At 67.1% G+C, this 24,514-nt stretch carries 26 protein-coding genes and 1 tRNA gene; 15 read left to right on the top strand and 12 right to left on the bottom strand.

Annotated features, from left to right (window positions below):
• The first annotated feature begins 79 nt into the window (after positions 1-79).
• The 5 genes from EY822_RS04625 to EY822_RS04605 all read left to right on the top strand — a co-directional run bounded on the left by EY822_RS04625 (position 80) and on the right by EY822_RS04605 (position 4,557).
• A complete protein-coding gene (locus tag EY822_RS04625) occupies positions 80-706 on the top strand; it encodes a DUF4352 domain-containing protein (protein ID WP_150307201.1) in 627 nt (208 codons plus the stop codon).
• A 397-nt stretch (positions 707-1,103) separates the two neighbouring features.
• Positions 1,104-2,387, top strand: a complete 1,284-nt coding sequence (locus tag EY822_RS04620) for an AlbA family DNA-binding domain-containing protein (protein ID WP_150307200.1) — start codon at positions 1,104-1,106, stop codon at positions 2,385-2,387.
• A gap of 115 nt (positions 2,388-2,502) precedes the next feature.
• On the top strand, positions 2,503-3,399 hold the full coding sequence (locus EY822_RS04615; protein WP_150307199.1) for an NAD-dependent epimerase/dehydratase family protein: 897 nt from the start codon (positions 2,503-2,505) through the stop codon (positions 3,397-3,399).
• Between the two features lie 61 nt (positions 3,400-3,460).
• Positions 3,461-3,760 (top strand): hypothetical protein, encoded by a 300-nt coding sequence (locus EY822_RS04610; protein ID WP_150307198.1) that lies wholly within the window; start codon positions 3,461-3,463, stop codon positions 3,758-3,760.
• A 329-nt stretch (positions 3,761-4,089) separates the two neighbouring features.
• Positions 4,090-4,557, top strand: a complete 468-nt coding sequence (locus tag EY822_RS04605; RefSeq protein WP_150307197.1) for a hypothetical protein — start codon at positions 4,090-4,092, stop codon at positions 4,555-4,557.
• A gap of 148 nt (positions 4,558-4,705) precedes the next feature.
• Here EY822_RS04605 and EY822_RS04600 read toward each other — a convergent pair whose 3' ends face one another.
• Positions 4,706-5,518: a M1 aminopeptidase family protein gene (locus EY822_RS04600; protein ID WP_150307196.1), complete on the bottom strand. Its 813-nt coding sequence runs from the start codon at positions 5,516-5,518 to the stop codon at positions 4,706-4,708.
• A gap of 311 nt (positions 5,519-5,829) precedes the next feature.
• Positions 5,830-6,030, bottom strand: coding sequence for a hypothetical protein (locus EY822_RS04595; protein WP_150307195.1), 201 nt, complete (start codon positions 6,028-6,030; stop codon positions 5,830-5,832).
• Between the two features lie 60 nt (positions 6,031-6,090).
• Here EY822_RS04595 and EY822_RS04590 point away from each other — a divergent pair, with 60 nt between their 5' ends.
• The 3 genes from EY822_RS04590 (at position 6,091) to EY822_RS04580 (ending at position 8,348) form a co-directional block, all read left to right on the top strand.
• Positions 6,091-7,359: an MFS transporter gene (locus EY822_RS04590; protein WP_150307194.1), complete on the top strand. Its 1,269-nt coding sequence runs from the start codon at positions 6,091-6,093 to the stop codon at positions 7,357-7,359.
• A gap of 130 nt (positions 7,360-7,489) precedes the next feature.
• Positions 7,490-8,182, top strand: a complete 693-nt coding sequence (locus EY822_RS15315; RefSeq protein WP_227497028.1) for a hypothetical protein — start codon at positions 7,490-7,492, stop codon at positions 8,180-8,182.
• A gap of 93 nt (positions 8,183-8,275) precedes the next feature.
• Positions 8,276-8,348: transfer RNA gene (locus EY822_RS04580), tRNA-Arg, on the top strand.
• 76 nt (positions 8,349-8,424) lie between these two features.
• On the opposite strand, the gene EY822_RS04575 is transcribed toward EY822_RS04580, so the two are convergent.
• Positions 8,425-8,850: a hypothetical protein gene (locus EY822_RS04575; protein WP_150307193.1), complete on the bottom strand. Its 426-nt coding sequence runs from the start codon at positions 8,848-8,850 to the stop codon at positions 8,425-8,427.
• Positions 8,851-9,147: 297 nt separating this feature from the next.
• Here EY822_RS04575 and EY822_RS04570 point away from each other — a divergent pair, with 297 nt between their 5' ends.
• Entirely contained in the window at positions 9,148-9,579 is a 432-nt protein-coding gene (locus EY822_RS04570; protein WP_150307192.1) for a BLUF domain-containing protein, read from the top strand.
• Here the strand turns inward: EY822_RS04570 and EY822_RS04565 are convergent.
• Positions 9,576-9,959, bottom strand: coding sequence for an ArsR/SmtB family transcription factor (locus tag EY822_RS04565; RefSeq protein WP_150308756.1), 384 nt, complete (start codon positions 9,957-9,959; stop codon positions 9,576-9,578). The genes EY822_RS04570 and EY822_RS04565 overlap by 4 nt on opposite strands.
• A 96-nt stretch (positions 9,960-10,055) precedes the next feature.
• Here EY822_RS04565 and arsB point away from each other — a divergent pair, with 96 nt between their 5' ends.
• Positions 10,056-11,210 (top strand): ACR3 family arsenite efflux transporter, encoded by a 1,155-nt coding sequence (gene arsB / locus EY822_RS04560; RefSeq protein ID WP_150307191.1) that lies wholly within the window; start codon positions 10,056-10,058, stop codon positions 11,208-11,210.
• Positions 11,211-11,264: 54 nt separating this feature from the next.
• Positions 11,265-11,675, top strand: coding sequence for an arsenate reductase ArsC (locus tag EY822_RS04555; RefSeq protein WP_150307190.1), 411 nt, complete (start codon positions 11,265-11,267; stop codon positions 11,673-11,675).
• Between the two features lie 66 nt (positions 11,676-11,741).
• Here the strand turns inward: EY822_RS04555 and EY822_RS04550 are convergent, their stop codons facing one another.
• From EY822_RS04550 to EY822_RS04540, 3 genes are all read right to left on the bottom strand, one after another.
• Positions 11,742-12,551 carry a hypothetical protein gene (locus EY822_RS04550; protein WP_150307189.1) on the bottom strand — a complete coding sequence of 270 codons (810 nt, stop codon included), beginning with the start codon at positions 12,549-12,551 and terminating at the stop codon, positions 11,742-11,744.
• A gap of 102 nt (positions 12,552-12,653) precedes the next feature.
• Positions 12,654-13,634 carry an NAD-dependent epimerase/dehydratase family protein gene (locus EY822_RS04545; RefSeq protein ID WP_150307188.1) on the bottom strand — a complete coding sequence of 327 codons (981 nt, stop codon included), beginning with the start codon at positions 13,632-13,634 and terminating at the stop codon, positions 12,654-12,656.
• Complete coding sequence (locus EY822_RS04540) at positions 13,613-14,647, bottom strand: glycosyltransferase (RefSeq protein ID WP_150307187.1); 1,035 nt, start codon at positions 14,645-14,647, stop codon at positions 13,613-13,615. Before EY822_RS04540 ends, EY822_RS04545 begins: the two co-directional genes overlap by 22 nt.
• Before the next feature lie 110 nt (positions 14,648-14,757).
• Between EY822_RS04540 and EY822_RS04535 the strand changes: the two genes are divergently transcribed.
• Positions 14,758-15,225, top strand: a complete 468-nt coding sequence (locus EY822_RS04535) for a GtrA family protein (protein ID WP_150307186.1) — start codon at positions 14,758-14,760, stop codon at positions 15,223-15,225.
• An 83-nt stretch (positions 15,226-15,308) separates the two neighbouring features.
• Here EY822_RS04535 and EY822_RS04530 read toward each other — a convergent pair whose 3' ends face one another.
• The gene (locus tag EY822_RS04530; RefSeq protein WP_150307185.1) at positions 15,309-16,907 is read right to left on the bottom strand and encodes a glycosyltransferase family 39 protein; all 1,599 of its coding nucleotides are present in this window, start codon (positions 16,905-16,907) and stop codon (positions 15,309-15,311) included.
• A 237-nt stretch (positions 16,908-17,144) separates the two neighbouring features.
• Between EY822_RS04530 and EY822_RS04525 the strand changes: the two genes are divergently transcribed.
• Positions 17,145-18,029 carry a hypothetical protein gene (locus EY822_RS04525; RefSeq protein WP_150307184.1) on the top strand — a complete coding sequence of 295 codons (885 nt, stop codon included), beginning with the start codon at positions 17,145-17,147 and terminating at the stop codon, positions 18,027-18,029.
• On the opposite strand, the gene EY822_RS04520 is transcribed toward EY822_RS04525, so the two are convergent.
• Positions 17,993-18,910, bottom strand: a complete 918-nt coding sequence (locus EY822_RS04520) for an SDR family NAD(P)-dependent oxidoreductase (protein WP_150307183.1) — start codon at positions 18,908-18,910, stop codon at positions 17,993-17,995. The two genes, EY822_RS04525 and EY822_RS04520, sit on opposite strands and share 37 nt — an antisense overlap.
• Before the next feature lie 123 nt (positions 18,911-19,033).
• Here EY822_RS04520 and EY822_RS04515 point away from each other — a divergent pair, with 123 nt between their 5' ends.
• Positions 19,034-19,708 carry a TetR/AcrR family transcriptional regulator gene (locus tag EY822_RS04515; RefSeq protein ID WP_150307182.1) on the top strand — a complete coding sequence of 225 codons (675 nt, stop codon included), beginning with the start codon at positions 19,034-19,036 and terminating at the stop codon, positions 19,706-19,708.
• A 9-nt stretch (positions 19,709-19,717) separates the two neighbouring features.
• Here EY822_RS04515 and EY822_RS04510 read toward each other — a convergent pair whose 3' ends face one another.
• Positions 19,718-21,187, bottom strand: coding sequence for a cryptochrome/photolyase family protein (locus tag EY822_RS04510; protein WP_150307181.1), 1,470 nt, complete (start codon positions 21,185-21,187; stop codon positions 19,718-19,720).
• Between the two features lie 244 nt (positions 21,188-21,431).
• Here EY822_RS04510 and EY822_RS04505 point away from each other — a divergent pair, with 244 nt between their 5' ends.
• Positions 21,432-22,823, top strand: coding sequence for a glycosyltransferase family 2 protein (locus tag EY822_RS04505; protein WP_227497027.1), 1,392 nt, complete (start codon positions 21,432-21,434; stop codon positions 22,821-22,823).
• 65 nt (positions 22,824-22,888) lie between these two features.
• On the opposite strand, the gene EY822_RS04500 is transcribed toward EY822_RS04505, so the two are convergent.
• Positions 22,889-23,329, bottom strand: a complete 441-nt coding sequence (locus tag EY822_RS04500) for a MarR family winged helix-turn-helix transcriptional regulator (protein WP_227497026.1) — start codon at positions 23,327-23,329, stop codon at positions 22,889-22,891.
• 402 nt (positions 23,330-23,731) lie between these two features.
• Positions 23,732-24,511 carry a winged helix-turn-helix domain-containing protein gene (locus EY822_RS04495; protein WP_150307178.1) on the bottom strand — a complete coding sequence of 260 codons (780 nt, stop codon included), beginning with the start codon at positions 24,509-24,511 and terminating at the stop codon, positions 23,732-23,734.
• Between the last annotated feature and the right edge of the window lie 3 nt (positions 24,512-24,514).

Raw genomic sequence — 24,514 nt, 5'->3', positions numbered from 1 at the left:
TGCGCAAAGCCCCGCATTGGGCATGGCCCGTGAACGTCATGTTGGGTAAGGTCCAGTTACCTACCCGGAGGAAAATTCAATGAAGCGCACCCTGGCGGCATCTGCCCTCGTATCGATGATCGCTTTGACTAGCGGTTGTGCAGCCGAAACGCCGCAGGCGGCCGACGCCGCAAGAACTCCTTCCGCGGAGAACCTCACGACGCAGACCCCTACACCTACACCGACTCCCACGCCCGAGTCGAAGTACGGAGCGCAAGTGAAGAACGACCACGGGAACCTCATGAAGGAGTTCGGGCAGCTCGCGGGTCTCACCTCCGCAGCGAACAGCGATGTGGAGGTCGCTACGTTCATCGTGACCGGTATCCAACTGGATCCCGTCTGCAACAGCGGCTTCGCCGAACCGCCGAGGAACGGGCACTACGCGCTCGTCAACGTGAATATCGAGACTCTGCCCGAACTGGCGCAGGAAGAAATCACATCGCTCTACTTCGATTCGTACGCCTGGCAGGCATACGACGCGGAAGGGAAGCGGGTGAACGACCCGGTCGGTAACTCCTGGACGTGCATGGATGTCGGGTCGTTGCTACCAACCGACATCGGCCCCGGGCAGAGCGTGTCCGGCGACATCGTCCTGGACCTGCCGAGTACCACCGGCTCAATCGCACTCACCATGGGCGGGCCGGCTGGATGGGAATGGACGTACTAGACCACCCCGGTGGGCCGCGGGTGCCCTCACCACCGGCCAATAGGTAGGCGATCCGGAGCCGCAATAAGTACTATGGCTCGGAATCTTACTGACGGCATGAAGGTAGGTTTGGCCTGAGAGGCAGATGATGACTGGTTCGAAGTCCGGGCCTAGTCAGGTTCCCGCCGCTAGTTCTGCTTCCCGGCATCCACACCGTTCTCCGCCTCGAACGCCGCCAAGATCTTTCGGTGTAGTCGCAGCCGAATTGTCCCCGTTCCCATAGCGACGAGGCCGACCCGACCTGTGACCATTTCAATGAAGTCGGCTCACCGAAATCAGGCCCGCGGCCGACAGCGCATACGTCGCCGGACGAGTGTGTCCTCTTCGCGGGCACACCCAATGAAGCTAATTTAATTGGATGTTATCGAACGAAGAGATCGCGGCATTCCTCGAGGCAGGCTATGAGAGTCGCGCGGTTGAGTTCAAGGGCGCGGGGTCAACTCGCGACAGCTCTTTCGTTGCGACCGTGGCTAGGGCGGCGATCGCGTTGGCTAATCAGCGCGATGGCGGTTGGGTGATCATCGGTGTCGATGAGGACGACATTGAACGGTCAGGCCTTTCCCCTCAGCAACTCGCTGAGTGGAGCGACTACGACACTGTGGTCGACAAGATCAATCGCTTCGCCGACCCTCCGTTGCGTATCGCCCGCGCCGCACGGTCATTGCCAGACGGGCGGGACGTTTTGGTACTTCAAGTCGCCGAGTTCGACGACATTCCGATCCTGTCAGCGCGAGACTTCGGAAGTACAATTCAGCGAGGTCGCCTATACACGCGGTCATTTCGGAAACCAGAAAGCACGTCGACTCACACGCAAAATGAAATGCGTGCGGTCCTCGAACTCGCGACGCAAAAGCAACTCGCTCGATTCCTGCAGCTTGCCCGCGGTGCCGGCGTTGATTTGGCGCAAGGGCCGACCGACGAAGAACGCTACGACGACGAGATGCAGACGTTCGTTGCTGGAGCAAACATCGACGACATCACTCAGGCGGCGTTCTTTCGCTACACGATCCGGCCCGCCGGCTACCAATCGGAGCTCGTGCAGTACACGGATCTTGTTCCGTCCGCGCGGCGCGCGTCCGTGAGCATACGCGGCTGGCCGTACCCGTACATTGCTCATCCCGAGCGGGGGCCCAGCTGGGTTACTGAAAGCAATACAGTCATGCACCGCGAAGCCTGGGCGGCATTCGAGAGCGGTCAATTCGCGTCCTGGCACCGAGTTCCCGAGAACACCAGCGATGACTGGAACAGCTCGAACGACTGCGAAAGTGGTGACCGTTTCTTCCCAGTCTGGATGCCGATCGCTCAGTTCACTGAAGTCATGTTCTTCGCCCTGCGGTATCAGCAGACCATCGCACCTGACCGATCCTTGACGGTGCAGTTGCAGCTTCGAGGTGCGCAGGGTTGGAAGCTCGTGGCTGGAGATCGAAGGCGATTCGGCTTCCACGGTGAATATGCCCTCGCGACGAACGAGTGGCAACGTACCGTCCTCATCCCTGAGACGGCAGCCGGTACCGTTGACGCCCGAGAACTAGCGGTCACCCCAAGCTTGCATCTCTTGCGGCGGTTCGGGTGGAACGGCGTCACGGAGCAAATCGTGCGGTCGGTTCAGGAGGCTGCGTTCGGGGAAGCGCCCAGCGCCTAAGCTCCACTTGGATACCCCTTGCGCAAATACGCACCAGTAATCTTCACCATCATCATTCGCCGATACGGTCACAGTTGCAGCGAGCCCGTCCTACTCCGGTCGGTAGTTTGGGGTCATGTCTATAGCCGAGACACATAGCAATGAGTCGGTAGGGCCGCGCGTTCTTGTGACAGGTCACCAGGGAATGGTCGGTCGCGTGGTCGTCCGGACTTTGCTGGACGCGAGTTTCGATGTCGTGGGCCTGGACATCATCGAAGGCGACGATGTGGTTGACCCCCGCACGGTTGCCGAGCGGATCCGCGGGTGCCGGTTCGTGGTGCACCTCGCCGCGTTGGACGAGGAGCCGGAGGAACGAGGCGAGCTTGATCCACCATCCACCGGTGGTATCGAACAGATCCTCCGCACGAATGTAGGCGGTACGGCTCTGCTGCTCGGAAAAGCCGCTGAGGAGGGCGTCGAGCGGGTCGTGTTCCTGAGCAGCGCCGATGTGCTGGGGTGCTTCATTGGGCAGGGTAGACCGGCGTACCTCCCGATCGATGATCATCACCCACTCGATCCTCAGGGCCCTTATGCCTGGTCGAAGCTCGTGGGGGAGGAACTCGTCGCTACATTCACGACAGTGACCGGTGCGGCCTCGGTATGCCTGCGCGCGCCGGGAGTCTTCGACACGTCGACCTACGACTTCATTCGTGCATCGCGCTCGGACAATCCAGAGTCGGAGTGGGCGCCGTTCTGGGAGTACGGAGCGTTCATCGATGTCCGCGACCTCGCGTCCGCCGTCACCGCTGCCCTGACCGTGCCGGGTCTTTCTGGACACCATCGGCTGCTCGTCAATGCTGATGACCTCAGCTCAGCTGCCGAGGACGCCCCGACCCTCGTGGAACGGCTCCTGCCCGACGTGCCGCTGCACTCGTCGATACGGTTAGAGCAGGATCGCTTCGCGGCCCTACTCGAGACCGGTCTAGCTCGTGCAGTACTGCAGTGGGAACCGGAGCACCGCTGGCGACCATGACACCCAACAGGCTATGCACGTTCGACTGGGACTTGGTAGCCGGGCCCCTAGTCTTCTAACCATGACCCCCATAGTCGTCGTGCTGATAGTCCTCGGCGGCGTTCTCCCGCTCGTGGGGCTCTTCCGAGTCGCAGTCCGGGCGTACCGCAACCTACCGAACCCCGACCAGAGATCATCCGCAGATCACATCAGGGAGGGGACGGAGACCGGCTTGTTCTCGGTGGAGCCGCTGCGCCGAGCGGCAGAAATGACTGACAGCGCGCCTGTACTCGAGTGGAGCGGGGTGCGTTGGGACATCCTCTTCGTCGGCAGTGGTGTTCTGTGCGGAACGGTTGGCAGCGCGTGGGCGGTCTTCCTCTGAGCGCACGTGTGCGTGATCATCGGTCGCCGAATCGATACGCAGCCCTGAGCCCGGGCAGGGGTACCGATACCTGAGGTCCGACTTTGGAGGGTACGCCATCATGCGGCGCGGAAGAGTCGGACGCTGACTGCTCGCCTTTCCTCCGGCATTTACCGGCCCAAAGTCCGGAGCGATTGCACGCGCTCACACGAATTTCATACTCCTGAAGACGGATATGGAATGGGGAACCAGAACACTTATATCGAGGACCAGAGCGCCGTAATACCGGGTCGCTCCAGGTGCTGCTGGATGAGCAGTACTACAGTCAGGCAACGGCTTCGGGGGCATGCGTGACGAAAACACGGATCGGTAATCAGGCGGTGCGCTGTTGCATGTTAGTCATTGCAGTGATGCTGATCACGGGCTGCTCAATCCTGCGTCCAGCTGATCCGGGTCTCTACGACGCGGTGGACGCTGCGGCTGCGGACTTAGATCTCCGCAGCGTGGGCGAGATAGTTCACGAAGGGCACTATGGCAGTGGGGGCTTCTCGTCCGACCCGCCCACATTGCAGGTGATCATGACCGGAGATGCGACGGTGGCAACACTTGAGGAACGTGCAATCAGTGCTGGGTTCTCCGAGCTAATCGATGGGGCCTGGGAGCGACTGACTAAATCTGGGGAAGAACGCATCCGATTTGTGCGCGTGGACGCCGGTGCGGTTGTCGCGGTGGGCACCGGAACGCATAACGGTGGAATCGAACGCATAACGGTGGAAGAGCCGAGCCTCAATCTGAAAATCACCACGTACAAGGAATGACAGTCGAATGGTGAGGCGCACTCCGGCCGCTACTTAGTTCCTCCGGTTGGTCGATCGTGTGAAGCGCAATTCTCATCGCCGTTCTGAGCTGAGTCTGGAGATATGTGGCCGACCGGATTACGACGAAGCGTCTTTCGAGATGGCGATGTCAATACCCGACACCCTCCTCACGAAGACGCTTCAAGAGCTTCAACCCAAAATCGGTGATCCCCTCAGCCCGATGAGGGACGTCGGTCATCAGGTAACTTGTCGGCGATGGTGTGGCTGCACCAGTTCTTACCAGCGCGGCCTGCACTGGCGGTGGGACAGCCTCCCACGCGTCGCTGGCCCCCATCCGTGCGCGATAGGTCTCTGCTCTGGACGCGGATTGCATGTACTCCCACTCATCTGAAAGCCGAGCCAAAGCACGGACGTGCTGCACGTCCAACTGTGACAATGCTTCGGCGATGAGTTCGTTTTCGTCGAAGGCTGATTCAGCTTGCGCTGCGGCTGCAACGGACTGAGCTAGTAGGCGTCGCTTGGCCTCTAGGCCAGTGCGCAGTGCCGAGTCCACAGCGTTAACGAAGAGAGCCTCGAGGCGAGGATCGCTGGCGAGCCGGCGAACGAACTCTTGCTCGCCGGTGACTCGAACAATCTCCTCGACGGTCTGCGCAGCCTTACGCGTCCTCCTTTCACGAACTGCGGAGTAAACGACCTCAATTGAGCCACCGACGAACGGAACTGCGGCGAGAGTAGTCCGCGCCACGACGTCGGCCAAAGTCACGCTACTTGGCGCGCGTATGACTCGGACCGATACGAGGTCTATGTCCTCGTCAGTCATGCCTGCTATGTATCTTCTCGCCACCTTCTCGATGGCTGCCGGATCCCGCGTCTCTGTTGAGCCTCCGAGACGAGGCACCTCAATGATGTAGTTGCCGCCGTCTTGTGAGACGGTGACGTCGTAGATGCGGTCTTCGCTCATCAATTCACTCTGCTTTCTCGTATCTTCGCCGTATTGGCTGCGCTCGTCTGCTTTCGGTGGTCAGAGCGAGCGAGCGATCGCCTGTACCGCAGTTGACTAATTGTTAGCGTTCAAACAGTGGTCAGCATCGGCCAGACGGGTCATGAACACCGTGGTTGCAAAGGTGAAGAGGATTAATAGCCTTCGAAAAGAGGATGGCACCTGAAAAGCCGCCGACCGACGCGCTCACAACCCAGTAACGGCGGGCTTCGTCGAGTTTCGCGAGGAGCCCGCGTCAGGCGTCAAAGCCATTCTGCGAATATTCCGCGGTATCAGTCCGCCTTGCCGGGTCGCACTTTGGCGTCGTCGCGCACGTCGATGCGGGTGACCCCGTCGGCCTTCTCCGTCACGTCGATGCGCGGATCCGCATCCGACTCGTCCGCCTTCGGTGCGGTGGTGAGCTGATCCCTGCGCTTCTCGTCGGCGTCCATGGGGTTCCCTTCGTCGGTCGTGATCGACTCACCGTAGTTCACGCCGGGTAGGCTCTTCCGATGCGCCACGGCGGCGCCCGAACAGAACGCGGGGGAGTGGCCATGGCATCCGTCACCCGTGCCGTGCCCCGGGAAGCACGCCGCGCGCGCATCGCCGTGGGTGCGCTGTTCTTCTGCAACGCCGTGATCTACGCCAATGTGGTGCCGCGCTTCCCCGAGGTCAAGGCGGCCCTCGACCTCTCCAACTCCGCGCTCGGCGTGGCGATCGCGGCCGGTCCCGTCGGGGCGCTCGTGGCCGGCACCGTCATGGCGCACCTCGTGCGACGGTTCGGATCGGCGCGGGTCGGGGTGATCAGTACCGCCGTCATGGCGGTCAACCTCGTCTTCGTCGGATTCTCCTCCTCGTGGCTGATGCTCGCCGCCGCGCTGATGGTGGCCGGCATGTGCGACGCGATCAGCGACATCGCCATCAACGCCCATGGCCTGCGGGTGCAGCGCTTGTACGGCCGGTCGATTCTCAACTCGTTCCACGGGATCTGGAGCATCGGCGCCGTGCTCGGCGGCCTCATGGGTGCGGCCGCGGCCGGACTGCGCATCCCTCTCCCCGTGCATCTCTCGGTGGTGGGGGCGGCCATGGTCGTCGTGGCGTTGCTGTCGTATCGCCTGCTCCTGACCGGAAGCGACGCGGAGGCACGGGCGGAGGCCCGCCGTGTGGCGGGCGCGCCGGCGCCGGGTGCTCGTTCTCGGGCATCGGCGGTCGGGCTCCTCGTGGCTCTCGGGGCCATCGGCGCCCTCGGCTTCGCGATGGAGGATGCCGGCGCGTCGTGGAGTGCGGTCTACCTGAGCGGATCGCTCGGGGCGGCCCCGCTCGTGGCCGGGCTCGGGTTCGTGTCCCTTCAGGCCTTCCAGACGCTCGGGCGACTCACGGGAGACGCATTCGTCAATCGCTTCGGCGACCGAGCGGTCGCCATCACGGGAGCCGTGCTCGCGGGCGGGGGCATGGCGTTCGCGCTCCTGCTGCCGAGCATCCCGAGCACCATCGTCGGTTTCGGGTGCGTGGGTCTCGGCATCGGCACCCTCATCCCGGCCGCGACGCACGCCGCCGACTCCCTGCCCGGCCTCCGCGAGGGCGTGGGCCTGACCGTGGTGTCGATGATCACGAGGGTCGGCGGGCTCGCATCCCCGCCCGTGATCGGCGTCATCGCCGATGCGACGACCCTCCGAATTGCGCTCTTCGCGGTGCCGTTCGCAGCGGCGGCGGTGGTCGCGCTCTCCTTCGCCCTGAAGTCCCGCTCGGGCGGAAATCCCGCCGAGGGGACGCCGGGGGACCAACCCGGCGCGACCCCCCTGGTGCAGCGCGCGCCTGCCTGACGAAACCCATGCCGAATCGTTGTGCAACGTCGAGACGGACCATTGAAAATCGGGCATGACGGGCGCACAGTAGAGGGAACAAAGACGTTGAGGGGAGGCCCTCATGAACGGGTCACCGATTACCGCAGACATGCTTCCGGTCCTCTCGCCCGGCAAGCACCGCAATCCCCGTAAGGGCGCCTGCTTCATGGAGTTCGCCTCGTACCTGGCGGGCGAACGATGGAGCGATCACCCGTCGTGCACGCACGGGGGTCTGGCGCATCTGGCCCGCATGGCCAACGACCGCGTCACGGATGCGGGCAGACGACGAATGGCCCCGCTCATCCCGTCGGTGATCGGCATCGTGACCGACGACCCGCGGCTGAACATGATCCTCGCGCTGAAGGCGGCGTGCGCCGCGATACCGGTCGCGTCGGAGGGTCGGCAGCGGGCACTCGCCGTCGGCGCGCTCGTCACGCTGCCGGCGCTCGAACGCCTCGGCGGATCATCGCCCCTCGACATGGCGCGGGAGGTGCGTTCCGCCTTCGAGCAGGCACCGGGCGCCGAGAGCTGGGCGCGGGACTTCCTCGCCCAGCAGAGGCGAGCGGCCTCCTCGGTGACGGTTCAGCACAGCCACGCGGTGATCTCGGTGGCCGTCGACGGCATCGCCTACGCCTGCATCGACGACGCCGATGACCGGATCTTCGCCCTCCTGGCATCGGCCATCGAGGCGAGTGTGATCTTCACGGGCAAGCGACCGGAACAACGGCCGGTCGCGCCGGCTCCCGAAAAGCCCGCTCCCGAGGAGGCGACGAACCGCTCCGGTGCGCTGACCGACGCGTGACCGTCGCCGTCGGCGATTCGCGGCGGCGGGGCATTGCATGTATTCTCTACTTTGGCTTGCGAGCGGTTCTGCCGCGGAATACCTGCAATCCATGCGCCCGTAGCTCAACGGATAGAGCATCTGACTACGGATCAGAAGGTTGGGGGTTCGAATCCCTCCGGGCGCACGTTAACTTCGGCGACGATCACCAGTCGCACACTCCTTTCCCGCAGTCGGTCGTGCGACGATGTCCCTCGGTTTCGTCACCGATTCACGATCTGTCCCTCGACGACGGTGAGATCGGCCTGCCGTCGCAGGAGCCAGATGGACGACGTGAGGAGGTAGATGCCCCACGCGAGGGAGAGCCAGCCTCGGAAGCTTCGGATGTCATCGACGAGAAGCCAGGCCGCCCCGCCCATCAGGGCGGGAGCCAGCACGCACTGGGCTATGGATATGCGTCGCATCCGGCGTAATGCCTTTTCGGCCGGGATGGTGAGGTCGGGGAGATCCGTCGCAGCCCACGACTTCCGCACCGTCCATGTCGCGGCGATGGCGAAGAGGATCGACGCAGCGACCAGGCTGATCACGCCGAGCACAGACAATGGCGGGTGAGCGATCAGCCACCCACCAGCAATAGCCACCGCCATTCCGCCGACCATGCCGATGACCCCGGCGGTACGCGGCCTCATCGGCGCTCCGGTTCCTGCTCGGCAGGTGGGTGAGATCGGCTCCGGCTCAGCGGGCGGGTCTCCTTCACTTCGGCGCGGGCCCGCCGGGGAAGGGCTCCCGCGATGCGGTTTCCGGCGTTCGGGTCGGGCATATCTGATCCTCCCGCCACCTGGATGGGCCTGTCGACATCGCCGGCCGAAGTGGGGCGCGGAATCCCCGGATAGCGCGCTCGAACGGAGGCGACACCGAGGCGAGACGCGTCCCCCGGCGACCTCTGATGGGTGGAGAATGGATCGGGCAGATCCTGGGGGGCGTCAATGTTGTCGATCGCGTATGCAAGTGCGGCAAGCTATCCGATGTCGGACGACGACATCGCGGATATTCTGACGCAGTCGAGGGTCAACAACGAACGCAACGGGCTCACGGGTGCGCTGCTCTATCACCGCGAGCGTTTCGTGCAGATCCTCGAGGGACCGGACGACGCAGTCGCGGCCCGCTACGTGGTCATCGCTGCGGATCCACGGCACCGCAGCATCCAGAAGCTCCGGGAGAAGACCATCGCTGAGCGTCAGTTCCCCGAGTGGACGATGGGGTTCCGCCCGCTCACCGATGAGTCCGTGCAGCAGCTGGCCGGCTTCGAGAACTTCTTCGCCCGGAGCGGCAAAGACCGACTAGCGCATGCCGACAACGAGGCTCAGCAGTTCCTCGAGTGGGCTGCGGAGTACTGGCTTCCCCCCGTGCAGTCCTAGGACGAGGACGGGCCGTCGACGGCGTTCGGCTGGATGGTGAGCAGCAACTGGCCGAGCGAGTCGAGCGCCCCCGGTACGAGCCGGTAGTAGGCCCAGGTGCCGCGTTTGTCCCGGCTGAGGACGCCCGCGTCGACGAGCACCTTGAGGTGGTGGGATACGGTCGGCTGCGACAGCCCGAGGGGTTCGGTGAGGTCGCACACGCAGGACTCCCGGTCGGGATGGGCCGCCACCATCGAGATCAGCCGGAGGCGGGCCGGGTCTGCCAGCGCCTTGAGAGAGCGGGCGAGCTTCTCCGCGTTGTCGGGGGTGATCGACTCCCTGGTCAATGGTGCGCAGCAGGCCGTCACGTCGCGGAGCGGCAGTGCCTGGGTCAACGCCATCCGAAGACCTCCCTCGTCAATTGACATCCATCGATGTCCTGACCATACTCGGTGCATCGACGATCATCAATCTTTTCCGGAGGACACCCCGTTCGCATGACTGCCGCCGACACGACCGGAACGACGCCGCCTCGTCTGGGGACCGCCGATCGACTGCTGCCGGTCTGGATCGTGGGCGCGATGGTGGTCGGACTCCTCCTGGCCGTCTTCGCCCCGGCGGTCGGGGAGGCGCTGCACAGCTTCTCGGTCGGGTCGGTGAGCGTGCCGATCGCCATCGGCCTGCTGGTGATGATGTACCCGGTGCTGGCGAAGGTGCGCTACTCCGACGCCCGCGCGGTCGCGGGCGACCGGCGGATGCTGGTGGCGTCCCTCGCGATGAACTGGATCCTCGGTCCGGCGCTGATGTTCGCCCTCGCCTGGGCGTTCCTCCCCGATCTCCCGGAGTACCGCACCGGCCTGATCATCGTCGGCCTCGCCCGGTGCATCGCAATGGTGCTGATCTGGAACGACCTCGCCTGCGGAGATCGCGAAGCCGCCGCGTTCCTGGTCGCGGTCAACTCCGTCTTCCAGGTCTTCGCCTTCGGCGCTCTCGGCTGGTTCTACCTGCAGGTGCTCCCCGGCTGGCTCGGGCTCTCGACGACCAGCGCGGAGTTCTCGTTCTGGGCCATCACCGTCAGCGTGCTGATCTTCCTCGGGATTCCGCTGCTCGCCGGCTACCTGTCCCGCCGCATCGGTGAGGCGCGTCGAGGTCGTGCCTGGTACGAGGAACGCTTCCTGCCGAGGGTCGGCCCGTTCGGCCTCTACGGACTGCTGTTCACGATCGTGATGCTGTTCGCGCTGCAGGGCCAGCAGGTGATCGTCCAGCCGCTCGACGTGGCGCGGATCGCTCTGCCCCTGCTGATCTACTTCGCCGTCACGTTCCTGCTCGGATTCCTGCTCGGCAAGCTCATCGGACTCGCCTACGAGCGCACTACCACCCTCGCCTTCACCGCCGCCGGGAACAACTTCGAGCTCGCCATCGCCGTGGCCATCGCCACCTTCGGCGCCACCAGCGGACAGGCGCTCGCCGGCATCGTCGGGCCGCTCATCGAGGTGCCCGTGCTCGTCGCCCTCGTGTACGTGGCGCTGTGGTTGCGTCCCCGCCTGTTCCCGGCCCGAACCGCGCCCGGCCCGTCCGTGGCATCCGACGCGACGCGTCCGCCCCGGGTGGACGACGTCGATCGGCTCGACCCCGTCGCCGACCGGGCCTGATCCCACCCACCCCCTCCGTCTCGTGCGCACCGCACCTCACGAAAGAGAACCGCCATGACCGACAGCAAGCCCACCGTGCTCTTCGTCTGCGTGCACAACGCAGGCCGCTCCCAGATGGCCGCGGGGTACCTCGAAGCGCTGTCCCAGGGACGCGTGGACGTGCTCTCCGCCGGATCGGAACCGAAGGACCAGATCAATCCCATCGCGATCGAGGCCATGGCCGAGGAGGGGATCGACATCGCGGGAAACACGCCGAAGGTGCTCACCGTCGAGGCGGTGAAGGAGTCCGACGTGGTCATCACCATGGGCTGCGGTGACGCGTGCCCCATCTTCCCCGGCAAGCGATACGAGGACTGGGCGCTCGAGGACCCGGCAGGCAAGGACATCAGGACGGTGCGCCGCGTGCGCGACGACATCCGTGGTCGGGTCGAGACGCTTCTCGCCGAGATCCTCCCCGCCGCGTAGCGGCGCCGGAACGGCGGTCACCGCAGAAGCGGACGAGGAAGCGAATAGGGGGCGCCGCCGTGCGCCTCAGCCGTGTGTCGTCCGTCCGCGCGGACGCACCGCCATCGTGTGCACCGCGATCAGGATCAGCGTCATCCCCAACAGTTCCCCGGCGGTTTCCGTGAGGGTGAGCGCCGTGTCGATCCACAGAGGCACGTGCGGCTGAATGATCACGTGCGCCTGGTCGACACCGACGGCGAAGACGGCGAGGAAAACGGTCAGCACGGCCAGCAGCAGCGAGTTGCGTCGGTCGGGCAGCGGGGCGCGCAGGTGCGCGACGAGAAGCAGGACACCGAGGATCCCCGCGAGCCCCGCCCAGGTCAGGAGCTCCCCGAGATCCTGAGCACGCAGACCGATGAGAGCGGGCAGGTCGAAGGTCGTCACCAGGTCGGCGCCGACCCGCTCGTGCACCTGGAAGAGATCGTCGATCACGAGTGCGATGACGATGGCGGCCCATGCCCCGTAGACCATCACGCGTCGACCGATGCACAGGAACACGAGGATCACGGCCGCGGCGACGAGTTGGATGTGACCGAGCATCTCGATGTGCGAGCCGTCCCCGTCCCCGTTCCACGCCGGCTTGGCGAACACGGGATCGGGAGTGCCCTCCGAACGCACGACGGCGAGGTGGATCACGTTGCCGACGAGCATCAGCACGGAGAGCAGGAGGAAGGTGAGCCGGAACATCCAGAGCTGGTAGGCCACCGGGAGGGGCGGGGAGGCTCCGTTCCAGCGGTCCGACGAGTCCGGGAAGGCGGGGTCGGTGGTGGGCTCGAAGGGGGAACCGGCGGTCGGGCGCGCCGGTGCACGGTCGTCGGTCAGTGGTCTCTGGGGCACACGCACCTCCGGGTTTCGGAAAGAACCCCGACAATTCAACCATCCGTCACCGGATTGTCGGCTCGCCGTAAGGTCGACGCACCGGTTCCGGGTGGGAATCCGCTACACGGAGCGGGCCGTGCGCAGAGTCTCGGCGAAGCGCCCCTGTTGCAGCCATACGAGCCGCATGTCAGCGATGGTGCGGGCGATGCCTTCCGACAGGGTGGTGCTGGACCCCGGGCCGATGTCGGTCCACCGGGTTGAGCGCAGCCGCAGATCACGGCTCTGTAACGATGACTCCCGAGACGTGCCCATCACGACGAGGGGTTGCGGCCCGCCGAGAAGACGGAACTGTCCGAGCAACGCCGCGATGCTCACGGCGTGCCCGGAGGCCACGATCTTGAGGTGCAGCCGGGGTGCCGCATCTCGGTGCCCGATGCGCTCGCCGCAGCGGATGAGCATGCGCGCGCAGTCGTCGACGTAGAGATAGTCGCGCAGGGTGTCGAGCGACACGAACACCGGCAGGGGAGTGCGCGTCACCGTGGAGAAGCAGAGCTTCGAGACGATGCCCTGCTGCTTCGCGAGGTTCTGACCCGGGCCGTACAGGTTGGCGATCCTCGCGAGGACGATGGGGATGCCCGCGCCCGCGGACAGGGACTGGAGCGCATCCTCGGCCCGGAGCTTCGCTTCGCCGTAGTGTCCGAGCGGGGAGACGGAGGAATCCTCCGTGAACGGCGGCGCGGTCGAGCCGCCGTAGACCGCGCCGGCCGAGGACGCGAAGACGATCGAACCCCGTTCCCGCTGGTCCCGCGGGAGCGCGCCGACCCGGTCGAGAAAGTACCGAAGGGTTCGGAACTCGTGGTCGAGGCTGTCGACGTCGGAGGTGGTGACGGCGGCCCCGGCGCACCAGAACACCTGCCAGGTGCCCCGCCCGGCCGCGGACACCAACGCCTGGAGACCGGCGCCGAGGTCGGTCGAGGCGGTGCCGCCCTGCCAGTGGATGCGCGGGCCGTCGAAGCGGGGAAGCCCGGCGACGGCGAGTTGGCGACGAACGGCCGATCCGAGAAGGCCGCCGGCTCCGATCACCCAGGAGAGGTCGGCCATGGACGCGTTCGCGACGACCCGAGCGGTCCCTGCTCGGGATCACTGACGATCAGATACGGCGGCTTCCCCATGACCGTCGACACGACGACGCCGAGGTATTCGGCGATGACCCCCAGCGAGAACAGCACGGCGCCCGACGAGAACAGCATCACGGTGATCAACGAGGTCCACCCGGTGGGCAGATCGCCGTCGGTGAGTCGCTGCACGATGAAGACGACGGCCAGGACGAGACCGGCCAGCGCGAATACGGCGCCGGTCAGGCTGACCAAGCGCAACCCCTTCGTGCCGCTGGAGAGGATGAGGCGCCAGAAGTGACTGGCGAGGGTGCGCAGGGAGTAGCCGGACGAGCGACCCCCCGCGCCCCGCAGTTCGACGCCGGCCGAGGTGGCGCGCGGCGCCACCCAGCCGAGTGCCACGTCCAGGTAGACGCCGGTGCCCGAGTACGCGGCGACGCTCCGGCCGATCTCTCCGGAGATCAGCCGGAAGCTCTGGTAGTCGCGCGTCGCGACGTCACCGGCGAGCTGCGAGACGGTCGACTTCGCCAACCGGGACGCGGCGTTGCGGAACGCGCCGTGCGGCGGCGGGTTGGTGGGCTTCGCGTAGACGAGCGGCGTGGATTCGGCGATGGCGGCGTCGAGCAGGGTCCCGATGGCCGAGGGGTCGTGCTGTCCGTCCTCGTCGAGGGTCACGATCCACTCGGATCCGCTCGACGCCATTCCCGCCAGCGTGGCCGAGTGCTGGCCGAAGTTCCGGCTCAACCACACCGGGCGCACGTAGTCGTACGTGCGTTCCAGTGACCGGATGACCCGCGCCGAATCGTCCGGGCCGTGGTCGAACACGAGGATGACCTCGGCCACCGTCCACTCCGCACCACCGGGGGAGACCGCGCGCGCCGTCAACGGGTCGATCTCCGCGAGCAAGCCACCGAGGGTCGATTCCCCCTTGTAGACCGGAATGACGATCGAGACGCGGTGGATCGCATCCGGGAATCCCGGATGATCAGTGTGCGACATGGGGCGGAATCTTCCCGGGCGAACCGTCGGTGGAGCGAAGAGGCGTGATTCCTCAGACTACCGATTCGACGGGAGGATCCGGGGGGCGCTGGCGTTATGCTCGGGAGCGTATGCGCCGACTCGCCATCACCGTGCTGCGCGATCAGCGCATTCGATTCCTCATCGTCGGGGGAATCAACACGCTGGTCGGTTACCTCGTCTACGCCGCCCTCACCGTCTGGGTGTTCCCCGACGTCCGGTTCGGCTATCTGATCAGCCTGGCCCTGTCCTACGTGGTCGCGATCGGCCTCGCGTTCGTGCTCTACCGGCGGTTCGTGTTCCGGGTGCACGGCAACGTGCTGCAGGACCTGCTGCGCTTCGTGACCGTGTACCTCGTCGCCATCACCATCAACGCCATCGCGCTCCCGCTCCTCGTCGAGGTGCTCTCGGTGCCGCCTCTGCTGGCGCAGCTGATCGTGCTGGTCGGTACGACACTGCTCAGCTTCTTCGGCCACCGCTCCTTCTCGTTCGGCCGCCCCGCAGGGACCGCAGCGACCGGGGCGACCGGAGCGACCGGCGTCCCGGATCCGTCCGCCTGATCGCGGGCGCTTCGGCCCGCCCCCGACCGGGTCGTGAACGGCTCCGCGGCCGGCTTCGACGGCGAGCCTCCCCCGTCGAAGCGCTACGTCATCCGATACAGGCGGATGTCGCACCCGCTCATGCCGCCCGCGAGGTAGTCGCCGATCACCTCGGCGGCGCGGTACATGTTCAGCGGTTCGACCGCGACACCCGTCCACGGATCGACCGCCACGAGGTCGAGTTCCACGGTGAACGCGGATTCCAGTTGCGCGTAGAAGTTCTGCTCCGTCTCGTACTTCTCTTCGGCGAAGTACCGGTCGTACATGCAGCTGCTGATCACGACGAAGCGGTCGTCGGGGTCGACGGCGGCGAGCTCGCCGTCGACGGGAACGAGCTCATCGAAGATCGTCTTCGGGCCGTCGGGCAGCAGGGGGGTGTAGCCCCCGAAGATCGCATTGGTCTCATCGACGCCCCGCGTCTCGAGCATCGGCGCGGACGCCACCCGGGTGTCGACGGCCAGGAAGCGGGCGATGACCGCGGCCGAGCCGAGGGCCAGATTGCCGCCCACCAGCACGGCCGCCACCACCGTCACCGGAGTCCGCCACCCGCGCGCCCAGCGCTGTCGAGCGAGGAAGGAGAACGCATACGGGATCCCGATCGCCGCGAAGAGCAGCGGGGTGGTGAACATGGGCACCCCCCAGCGCTCCCAGTGCAGCGGCACCGCGCTCAAAATCACCCAGAAGGCGCCGCCCAGCATCAGCGGGATGGCCTGCCGCAGGCGAAGTCGCACGGCGGCGAAGACGCCGAGCGCGCTCGCGATGAGCAGGAGGATGCCGGAGGTGCCGACGTAGGACTTCGCATAGAAGAGGAGATTGCCTCCCCAGCCGAGTCCGTCGGCACCCGCGTGCACGCTTCGGGATTCCGACCCGATCGCGGCCATCACCGCCGAGATGTTGGTGAACAGCACCGGTGAGATCAGGAACACGAACGCCAGGACCGCGAACAGGGCGACGAACCCGTGCCGCACGATGCGCAGGATGGCGCGGTCGCGCACGGCGGCGAGGATCACCACGACGGCGATCAGCACCGACGCCAGCGCCCCCGGGTATTTGATCGTGATCGCGATGGCCGTCGCCGCGCAGGCGACGAGGAGGCTCGGGTACCGCGGGCGCTCCAGGTACGTCATACAGGCGAGCACCACTCCCATCAACGCGGCGGTGAGGGGGATGTCGGGCGTCGCGTAGTGGGAGTGCTCGACGAACGGCGGGAAGAGCGCGAAGAGCGCGGTGGCGATCAGCGCGGTCGACCGGCTGAACCGCCTGCCGATGACGTAGGCGAGCACGATCATCACGATGCCGAAGACCGCCGTGATGCTCCGCGAGATGAGCAGGAACACGGCGGGGTTCGCGGCATAGGCGACCTCCACCGGTGAGCCGGTGGCGAGGTACGAGTATGCCGTGTAGGCGAGGTAGCTCAGCTGGATCTCGAAATGATCAGGGCGGAAGTACATACTCGGCTCGAACGAGTTCCGCTCCGCGAGGTCGAGCGCGCCGGTGACGATCACCCCCTCGTCGGAGTGCAGCCGCATCGGTAGTCCCCAGGCGAGACCCGCCAGCCGGAGGACGACGCCGAGGAGAACGACCGCCAGCACGGTGACGGTGAACCGGTCGAGACGAAACCTCGGCCGGCGTCCCCTGTGCACTGGCGCTCCGTTTCTGGGCTGGTGCCCCCTCCGCGACCCGGTGTCCGGTGTCGCTCGACCACGGACGACCACCGCGCTGCACCCGCCGGCGGCGGGCCCGGAGCACTCCCATGGTGCCACAACGATGCAGTTCGCCCGGGACGTGCATGGAGGGAGCCCGGGACGCGGACCGGGACGTGGCGGGGGAGTCGACGACGTGCCTCGAGCCGTCACTCCGATAACCCGCCACAATGGAGCGTGCAGAAACTCGGACTCCTCCTCGACGTCGACGGGCCCATCGCCAGCCCGGTCTCCCGTACCGTCGCCATCGACAGCATCCTCTCCGACCTCGTGACCCTCACGGCGGGAGGGGTTCCCATCGCCTTCATCACCGGTCGTTCCGACGCGTTCATTCGCGATCAGGTGATCACGCCGCTGCTGTCGGCGGGGCTCGCCGACGCGCTGGCCAGGGACGGTGCGCGGATGTTCGCGGTGTTCGAGAAGGGCGCGGCGTGGTCCACCGTGGGCACAGAAGGTATGGGGAAGGTCGAGGTCGATGCGAGCGTCGCACTGCCGCAGGCCGCCGTGGACGACGCACGCCGCATGGTCGAGGCGGACTTCGCCGCCACGATGTTCTTCGATGAGACGAAGCGCGCGATGATCTCGGTGGAGCAACGGGTGGACGTCGACCACACCACGTACGTCACCGAGCAGAAGCGGTTCAACGATGCCGCGTTCGCTCTGATCGCCGGGCACGGCCTCGGCGTGCGCTACGGCGACCGCGAATCCCCCGACGAGAGCGGATCCGTGCCGTACCGCCTCGACCCCACCATCATCTCCACGGACATCGAGTCCGTGCTGCTGGACAAGGACCGCGGCGCCGAACGTGCGCTCGCGCACTTCCTCACGACGGGCCCGTTGCCGCGCGAATGGCGCTCGGTCGGTGACTCCCGCAGCGACTACCTCATGGCCGATCACCTGCATGCCGCCGGGTACGACGTTGCCCACGTCGACGTGCGGCCGAGCGACGGCACGCTGGAGCGACCGTATCCGGTGATCGTCGAGGGCGACCTCATCCACGATGAGGCCGGGGCCGCGTTCCTCTCCTACTGGGTGCGCAAGCTCGGCCTGTCGCCGAGCTGAGCCGTCGGCTGTTCGAACGGCGGCACCGCCACCCCCGTGACGGCCTCACGGTTGGAGGTCGGCAGCACGCCGTGCTCGTCGACCACACCGTATGCCGCCGCCACCTCGGCCGCGACGAGTGCGCGCCCGGTGAGCCGGAACACGTCCGGATCGGCCGCGAGCGCCGCCACAGTGCGCCCGACGAACAGCGGCGTCTCCCGGTTGGTGTCGTCGGCGAAGAACTCGATGTTGCGCACGACGCCCTCGGTGAGCACCAGTCCGGGGTAGAGAGCGATCGACGTGACCGAGTGCGGTCGCAGGTCCTCGGCCATGTCGGCGGCCAGCCGGTCGATCGCCGCGTGAGCGACCCCGTACGGCACCGGGGGCACGAACACCTCGGCGGCGAAGGACGAGAGGCTCACCACGAGTCCCGCATCGGAGCGGATGAGCAGCGGCGCCGCGAACGACGAGGTGACGTAGTGCGCGCGCAGCCCGATGCGATGCATGGAGTCCCACAGCCCCAGAGGCTGCTCCCAGAACGGACCCGGATTGAACTCGGAGCCGTCGGTGAAGCGCTCGTATCCGCCCCACGTGCTGTTGACCAGGATGTCGAGGCGCCCCTGCTCCGCCTCGATCCGGCGCACGACGCCCGCGATCTCGTCATCGACGGCGGCATCCATGGGTGCCGCGATACCGACCCCACCCGCCTCAGTCACCGCATCCGCCGTGGCCTGCACCGTACCCGGAAGCGTCGAGGGTGCGGTGCCCTCCACGGTCGTTCTCCCGGTGACGTAGACGGTCGCACCCGCCTCGCCGAGCCCGAGCGCGATGCCGCGGCCGACGCCCCGACTCGCACCCGTCACCAATGCCACCCTGCCGGAGAGTGCTCGCGTCGTCGCCATGATTGCAGGGTAGGCCCCGCCCCCGACACCGGGGAAGGCCCGAACCGGAACGGGGCACCGTCCCGCGCGTTGTAGCGTTGTTCCGCATCAACCATCGATCGCCGTGCGGAACCGGGGGACAGTGTGAGCGAACCGCGCGGCGGCGCATCCCGCGACACCTATCGCCACGGCGACCTGCAGCAAGCGCTGCTCGACGCGGGCGTGGAGCTCGCCCGAGATGGTGGTCCGCATGCAGTGGTGCTGCGCGAAGCGACCCGGCGGGTGGGCGTGTCTCCGAACGCCGCGTACCGGCACTTCGCCGACCATCGCGCCCTTCTCGAGGCGGTATCGGACGCGGCCCAGGGATTCGTGGCCGACGCGATGGAAGACGAGCTCGCCTCCGCCACCGCTGCCGCGGAGCGCGCCGTCGGTACCGAGGACCCCGCGGCGCTCGCCGCGGAACTGGCGCGGGCGCACCTCCGCGCCGTCGGTTCCGGCTATCTGCGCTTCGCCCGCTCCGAACCCGGCCTGTTCCGGGCGGCGTTCTCGGTGCCCCGGGTGCTCGATCGGGCCGACAGCTCCGCTAAGGCGGGTCGCGGTGGCCGCACGCCGTTCCAGCTCCTCACGATCGCCCTCGACGAGCACGTGGAGGCCGGCATCCTCCCCGCCGAACGGCGGGCGCACACCGAGTTCCTGGCCTGGTCCGCCGTGCACGGGCTCGCCACCCTCATGATCGATGGACCACTCCGCGGGCTACCGCACGAGCTCGTCGGCGGGGTGGAGCGTCGCCTGCTCGACATGGTCGAGCAGGGCCTCTGAGCGAGCGCCCTACGCGTTCTTGATGGCGTCGTACGCGGCCAGGGCGTCGCGGCGGGAGGTTTTGAGGTCGACGATGGGCGACGGGTAGGCGTCCACACCACCGCCGAGCGCCGCGTCCACCAGGTCGCCGCGCGCCGACCACGGCTCGTGGATGTCACTGGCCGACAACTGCCCCAACTCGGGCACGAATTCGCGGATGTAGTCCCCGGTGGGGTCGAACTTGCGGCTCTGCAGCACCGGATTGAACACGCGGAAGAACGGCGCGGCGTCGGCTCCGGACCCGGCCACCCACTGCCAGCTCGCCCCGTTGTTCGCCGCATCCGCGTCGACCAGCGTGTCCCAGAACCACGCCTCGCCCGCGCGCCAGTCGATCCGCAGGTTCTTGATGAGGAACGAGGCCACCACCATGCGCACGCGGTTGTGCAGGTTCCCGGTCTGCCAGAGGGCGCGCATTCCGGCGTCGACCAGGGGGAACCCGGTCCGCCCGCTCTGCCATGCCTGCAGCGCGTCGCCCTCGGTGGGGTTCCAGTCGAATCCGTCGAACCGGGTGTTCAGATTTCGGCTGGCCAGGTCGGGGTGGAAGTACAGGAGCGAGTAGCTGAACTCGCGCCAGCCGATCTCGGCGAGGAACTTGGAGGCGCTCTCGTCGTACGAGGCGGACGACCCGCGGCCGCGTTGGATGCGGTGCCACACCTGATACGGACTGACCTCACCCCAGCGCAGGTGCGGCGAGAGGCGCGATGTGGCGTACCGGGCGGGCTGATCACGATCGCCGGCGTAGTCGGGCAGGTCTTCGCTCGCGAACTGCTCGAGCCGTGCTGCACCGGCGCGCTCACCCGGGTCGTTGTCGGCCCGGAGCCCGCCGGCCCAGTCCGGCTTCGTGGGGAGCAGGTCCAGGTCGGCGAGCGCGTCGGATGCCACCGTGCCGCTGAACGCGTCCATCGAGGCGGGTGCAGGGAGGGGAGCCCGCGGCTCCGGCTCGTGCAGGCAGGCGCGCCAGAACGGCGTGAATACGCGGAACGGGTCGCCGCTGCCGTTCGAGATCGTCCACGGTTCGAACAGGAGGGACGCGGCGAAGCTCGCCATCTCCAGGCCGGAGTCGGTGCCCCAGCTCTTGATCCCGGCGTCGACCTCGCGTTCGGCGCCACCGTATCGGCGGTTCCAGAACACGGCACCCGCCGATGTCTCCCGCACGACGTCGGGGATCACCGTTCCGGCCGGCCCCTGACGCAGGATCATCCGTCCGCCGAGCTCGCCGATCGATGCCGCGAGCCGCTCGAGGCTGTAGTGCAACCACCACCTGCTCGCTCCCCCAAGCGGGCGGATCCCGGGACTCACGTCATCGAGCACATAGACGGCAAGGATCGGCTCGCCGCGATCGAGCGCCGCATGCAGAGCAGGGTTGTCGGCGATCCGAAGATCGTCGCGGAACCACACGATGCTCGGGCCGGGATGGGCGCCATCGGGTCGCGGAGACATGGAGCCCAGCCTACGAGTCGCCCCGGCGTCGTGCGCCGCCGCGACGGTCGCAACGGCCGGGTTTCCGACCCTCCGGGGTGCGCCCCCGGATGCGTGCCCCCCGCTCGGGTGCTTTCGCGCGGGGAGGCGGGTGCCTACGCTCGAGGAAGGGGAAAGAGTCGCGACCCGTGCGGCTCTGCAGCGCATGCGACGACCCGAGCTTTGCGCTGCCCATGTCGACGTCCTGAAGGAGATCCGATCCGCCGTGCCTGCGCGACTTCGTGAGCGAACCCCGCAGGATTCGGGCAGCCCGGATCCGCTCGCCGCACCGACCGTGGCCGCGGTCATCGCCGCCTACAACGAGCAGGAGTCGATCGCGGCGACGATGGATGCGCTGCTCGGCCAGAGCCGGCCACCGGATTCGATCTTCGTCGTCGTGAACAACTCGACCGATCAGACCTTCGACGTCGCCCGCCGGTACAACGGTCGGCACGTGCTACCGCGCCGCGGGGGACCCGCGACCTGCGTGGTGACGGTGATCGACATCGGGGTCAACGACGACGGCAAGGTGGGCGCACTCAACTTCGCGTGGTCGCTCGCCCGTCGCCATGACTACGTACTCGGCGTTGATGCCGACACGATCCTCGCCATCGACTGCCTCGCGCACCTTCTGACCGACGTGGTAGCCGATCCGCGCCTCGGCGGGGTCTCCGCCGTGTCCATGCCCGACCAGGACGCGAGTGGTGGCGTGGTCGCGCACGCGCTCGTGCGGGCGCAACGGGTGGATGCCGCGACGGATGCGCTCAGCGCGCTGGTCCGCGGCGGACGCACGCTCGTACTCGATGGCACGTGCTCGTTGCTGCGCACGGCGGCGCTGGCCGAGATCGCCGGCCACCGACAAGGCCCGTGGCTCGCCGACTTCGGCGTCGAGGACGTCCGGCTCACGGCCGACCTGCTGAGCAGTGGCTACGAGGCGCGGGTGTCGGAACATGCCCGTGCCAGTACCGCCCCGCCGACCACCGCCTGCTGGCTGCGCGGACAGCCGCGAATCAACGCAGCGGACGACGAGCGTTTCTCCCTCGATCTGCCCCGTATCGCCCAGGTAGCGCGGAGCGCGCAGGGCGGCGCTGGATCGGCCACCCACCTCGCATCCCGGCTGCTCGCGGCCGTGCTCGCCGTCGGGTTCGCCAGCACCGGCGGGCTGCACGTCTCCGGACTATGGCTGGTACCGGTCGTGCTCGCACTGCTCGCGGATCTGTGCGTGGTGTCCAGGATCGCCGGGCGGAGCGCATCCGACATCCTGAGCGCAGTCCTGTTCCTCCCTCAGGAGGCGTACCGAACGGTGAAAGGCCTCGGCCACGCACGCGCGTGGATCCGCAATCTGGGTACGCGGCAGTGCAGCTCCGCGGCCGCGCAGGCACGCGCCGAGCGCGGCTCCGAACCCGCGTCGTCCGCGGATCGCGGCGTCATTCGTGCCCTATCGCTGTTCGCCGCGGGCGGCATCGCCACCGTCCTGACGGTGTGGACCGCGAGCTCTCCCGCGCAGCAGGAGGCCGCGCTCACGGCCGGGGTGGTGCTCCTCGCGCTGGTGCTCGGCGTGCAGTCGCTGCGAAACGCACGGACGATTCTGGGCACGGCGCGCGGGCACCGGGTGTAGCGACCGGCGCGCGGGTCGGGGGTGTCGGTGCGACCGCGCACGGGTCGTGTGCGTCGGTCGACCGGTCAGGAATCCGCGTCGTCGCGGAGCTTGTCGCAGAGTTCCTTCAACCTCAGCAGTTCGTCCCGGTCGAGCGATGCGCCGACGTGGCGAACGATGGACTCCATGTGCGCGAGCGCGACCTCCCGGAAGATGGCGTGACCTCTGTCGGTGAGGTGCACCATGGTGCCCCGGCCGTCGCCCGGCGCGGGTTCCTTGCAGACGAGGTCCTTCGCGGCGAGGCGATCGACGAGACGGCTCACGCTCGGCTGCGTGAGCAGCAGGTGACGGTTGAGGTCGCGCAGGCGGATCGACCCATTGGGCTGGCGGGAGATGTTGAACAGCACGTCGTACTCGTTGAACGACAGCCCGTCGGACGGGAACTCGGCCGCCAGCTTGCGCATGACGCTCACCTGCGCTCGGAACAGCGATTCCCAGGCGCTCACGGCGTCGGCGGTGTTACCCAAGGCGCCTCCTTCATCCTCATCCCAGAATAGGGATGGAACCGGGTGCCAGCGGACGGATGCACTCCCCAGGTGCAGAAATCCATCGAGGCGGAGCCGGCGAGTGCGCGACACGTCCGCTCTCACGCCGGAGTCGGCGGTGCGCATCCCACTAGCGCCAACGGGCCGTTAACGGACTGTGGGCCGGTCCCAGAGGCTTAGGAACCGGCCCACTCCCTTGCACCAAGAGTGTCCTGCAATCACTTCGCTTCGGCTGCCACAGCAAACAACCTCTGCACTAAGAATATATAACGGTTGGGTAACAAGCGCCAGAGTCTTCCAGGAAATTTCGGGAAGTCGTGCATCGGCCGTGAAATGCGCTCGCCGAGACCGGTTCTCCCGGCCGCGTCGGATCCCTGAACCGGGTCAGAACAGGTCGGGGCTCGGCGCGCTCGCGTACTGCACCGACACGTCGGCGTGCCGGTCGAATCGGTAGCCGACGCCGCGCACGGTGCGCACGATGTCCTCGTAGCGGCCGAGCTTGGAGCGCAGGCGACGCACGTGCACGTCGATCGTGCGCTCGTTCGGTGCATCGACGTCGTCCACCCCGCTCCACAGCGACGTGATGAGCTCGGTCCGGTCGATCGTCTTCCCCTCGCGCAGCACGAGGTAGGAGAGGAGCTCGAACTCCTTGTAGGTGAGGTTGGCGGCGTCGTTGTCGAGCAGCACGCGCTTGCGCGAGATGTCGATCACCACTCCGCTGGATGCGCGATCCTCGGCGGCAGGCGTGTCGCGGCGCTTGGCGAGAGCTGCGGGATCCTGCAGGGCGAGACGCACGACATCCACGTCGCGCCCGCCGGCACCCCGCGGGGCGAGGGCGACGGCGGCGTAGGTCTCCGAGCCCGGGGCGACATTCGCGGCCAGGGCCTTCAACGCCTCGACGATGCTGCCGAGGTCCGTGCCCGCAGCGTCGGCCTTGGCCTCGTCGATGCCCACGTAGAGCACGAAGCCGCGGGCTTCCGTTCCCTCCGGCACAGCGCGGATGCTCGGGGAGTCGCTGCCACGGGCTGGCGTGTGCGCGGCCCGGGCTGCGGCGGTCGGTGCGCTCGCGGCCGCCGGGGTGGTCACGGTCGTCGGGCGCGGTGCGGGCGAGAGGTGGCGGGCGGGGGCGACGGCGGAACGGGGGGAAGCGGAGAGGAGCGACATGAG

The sequence above is a fragment of the Planctomonas psychrotolerans genome (assembly GCF_008642235.1).
GTDB lineage: Bacteria > Actinomycetota > Actinomycetes > Actinomycetales > Microbacteriaceae > Planctomonas > Planctomonas psychrotolerans.
This window is presented reverse-complemented; position numbering and strand designations above follow the sequence as displayed.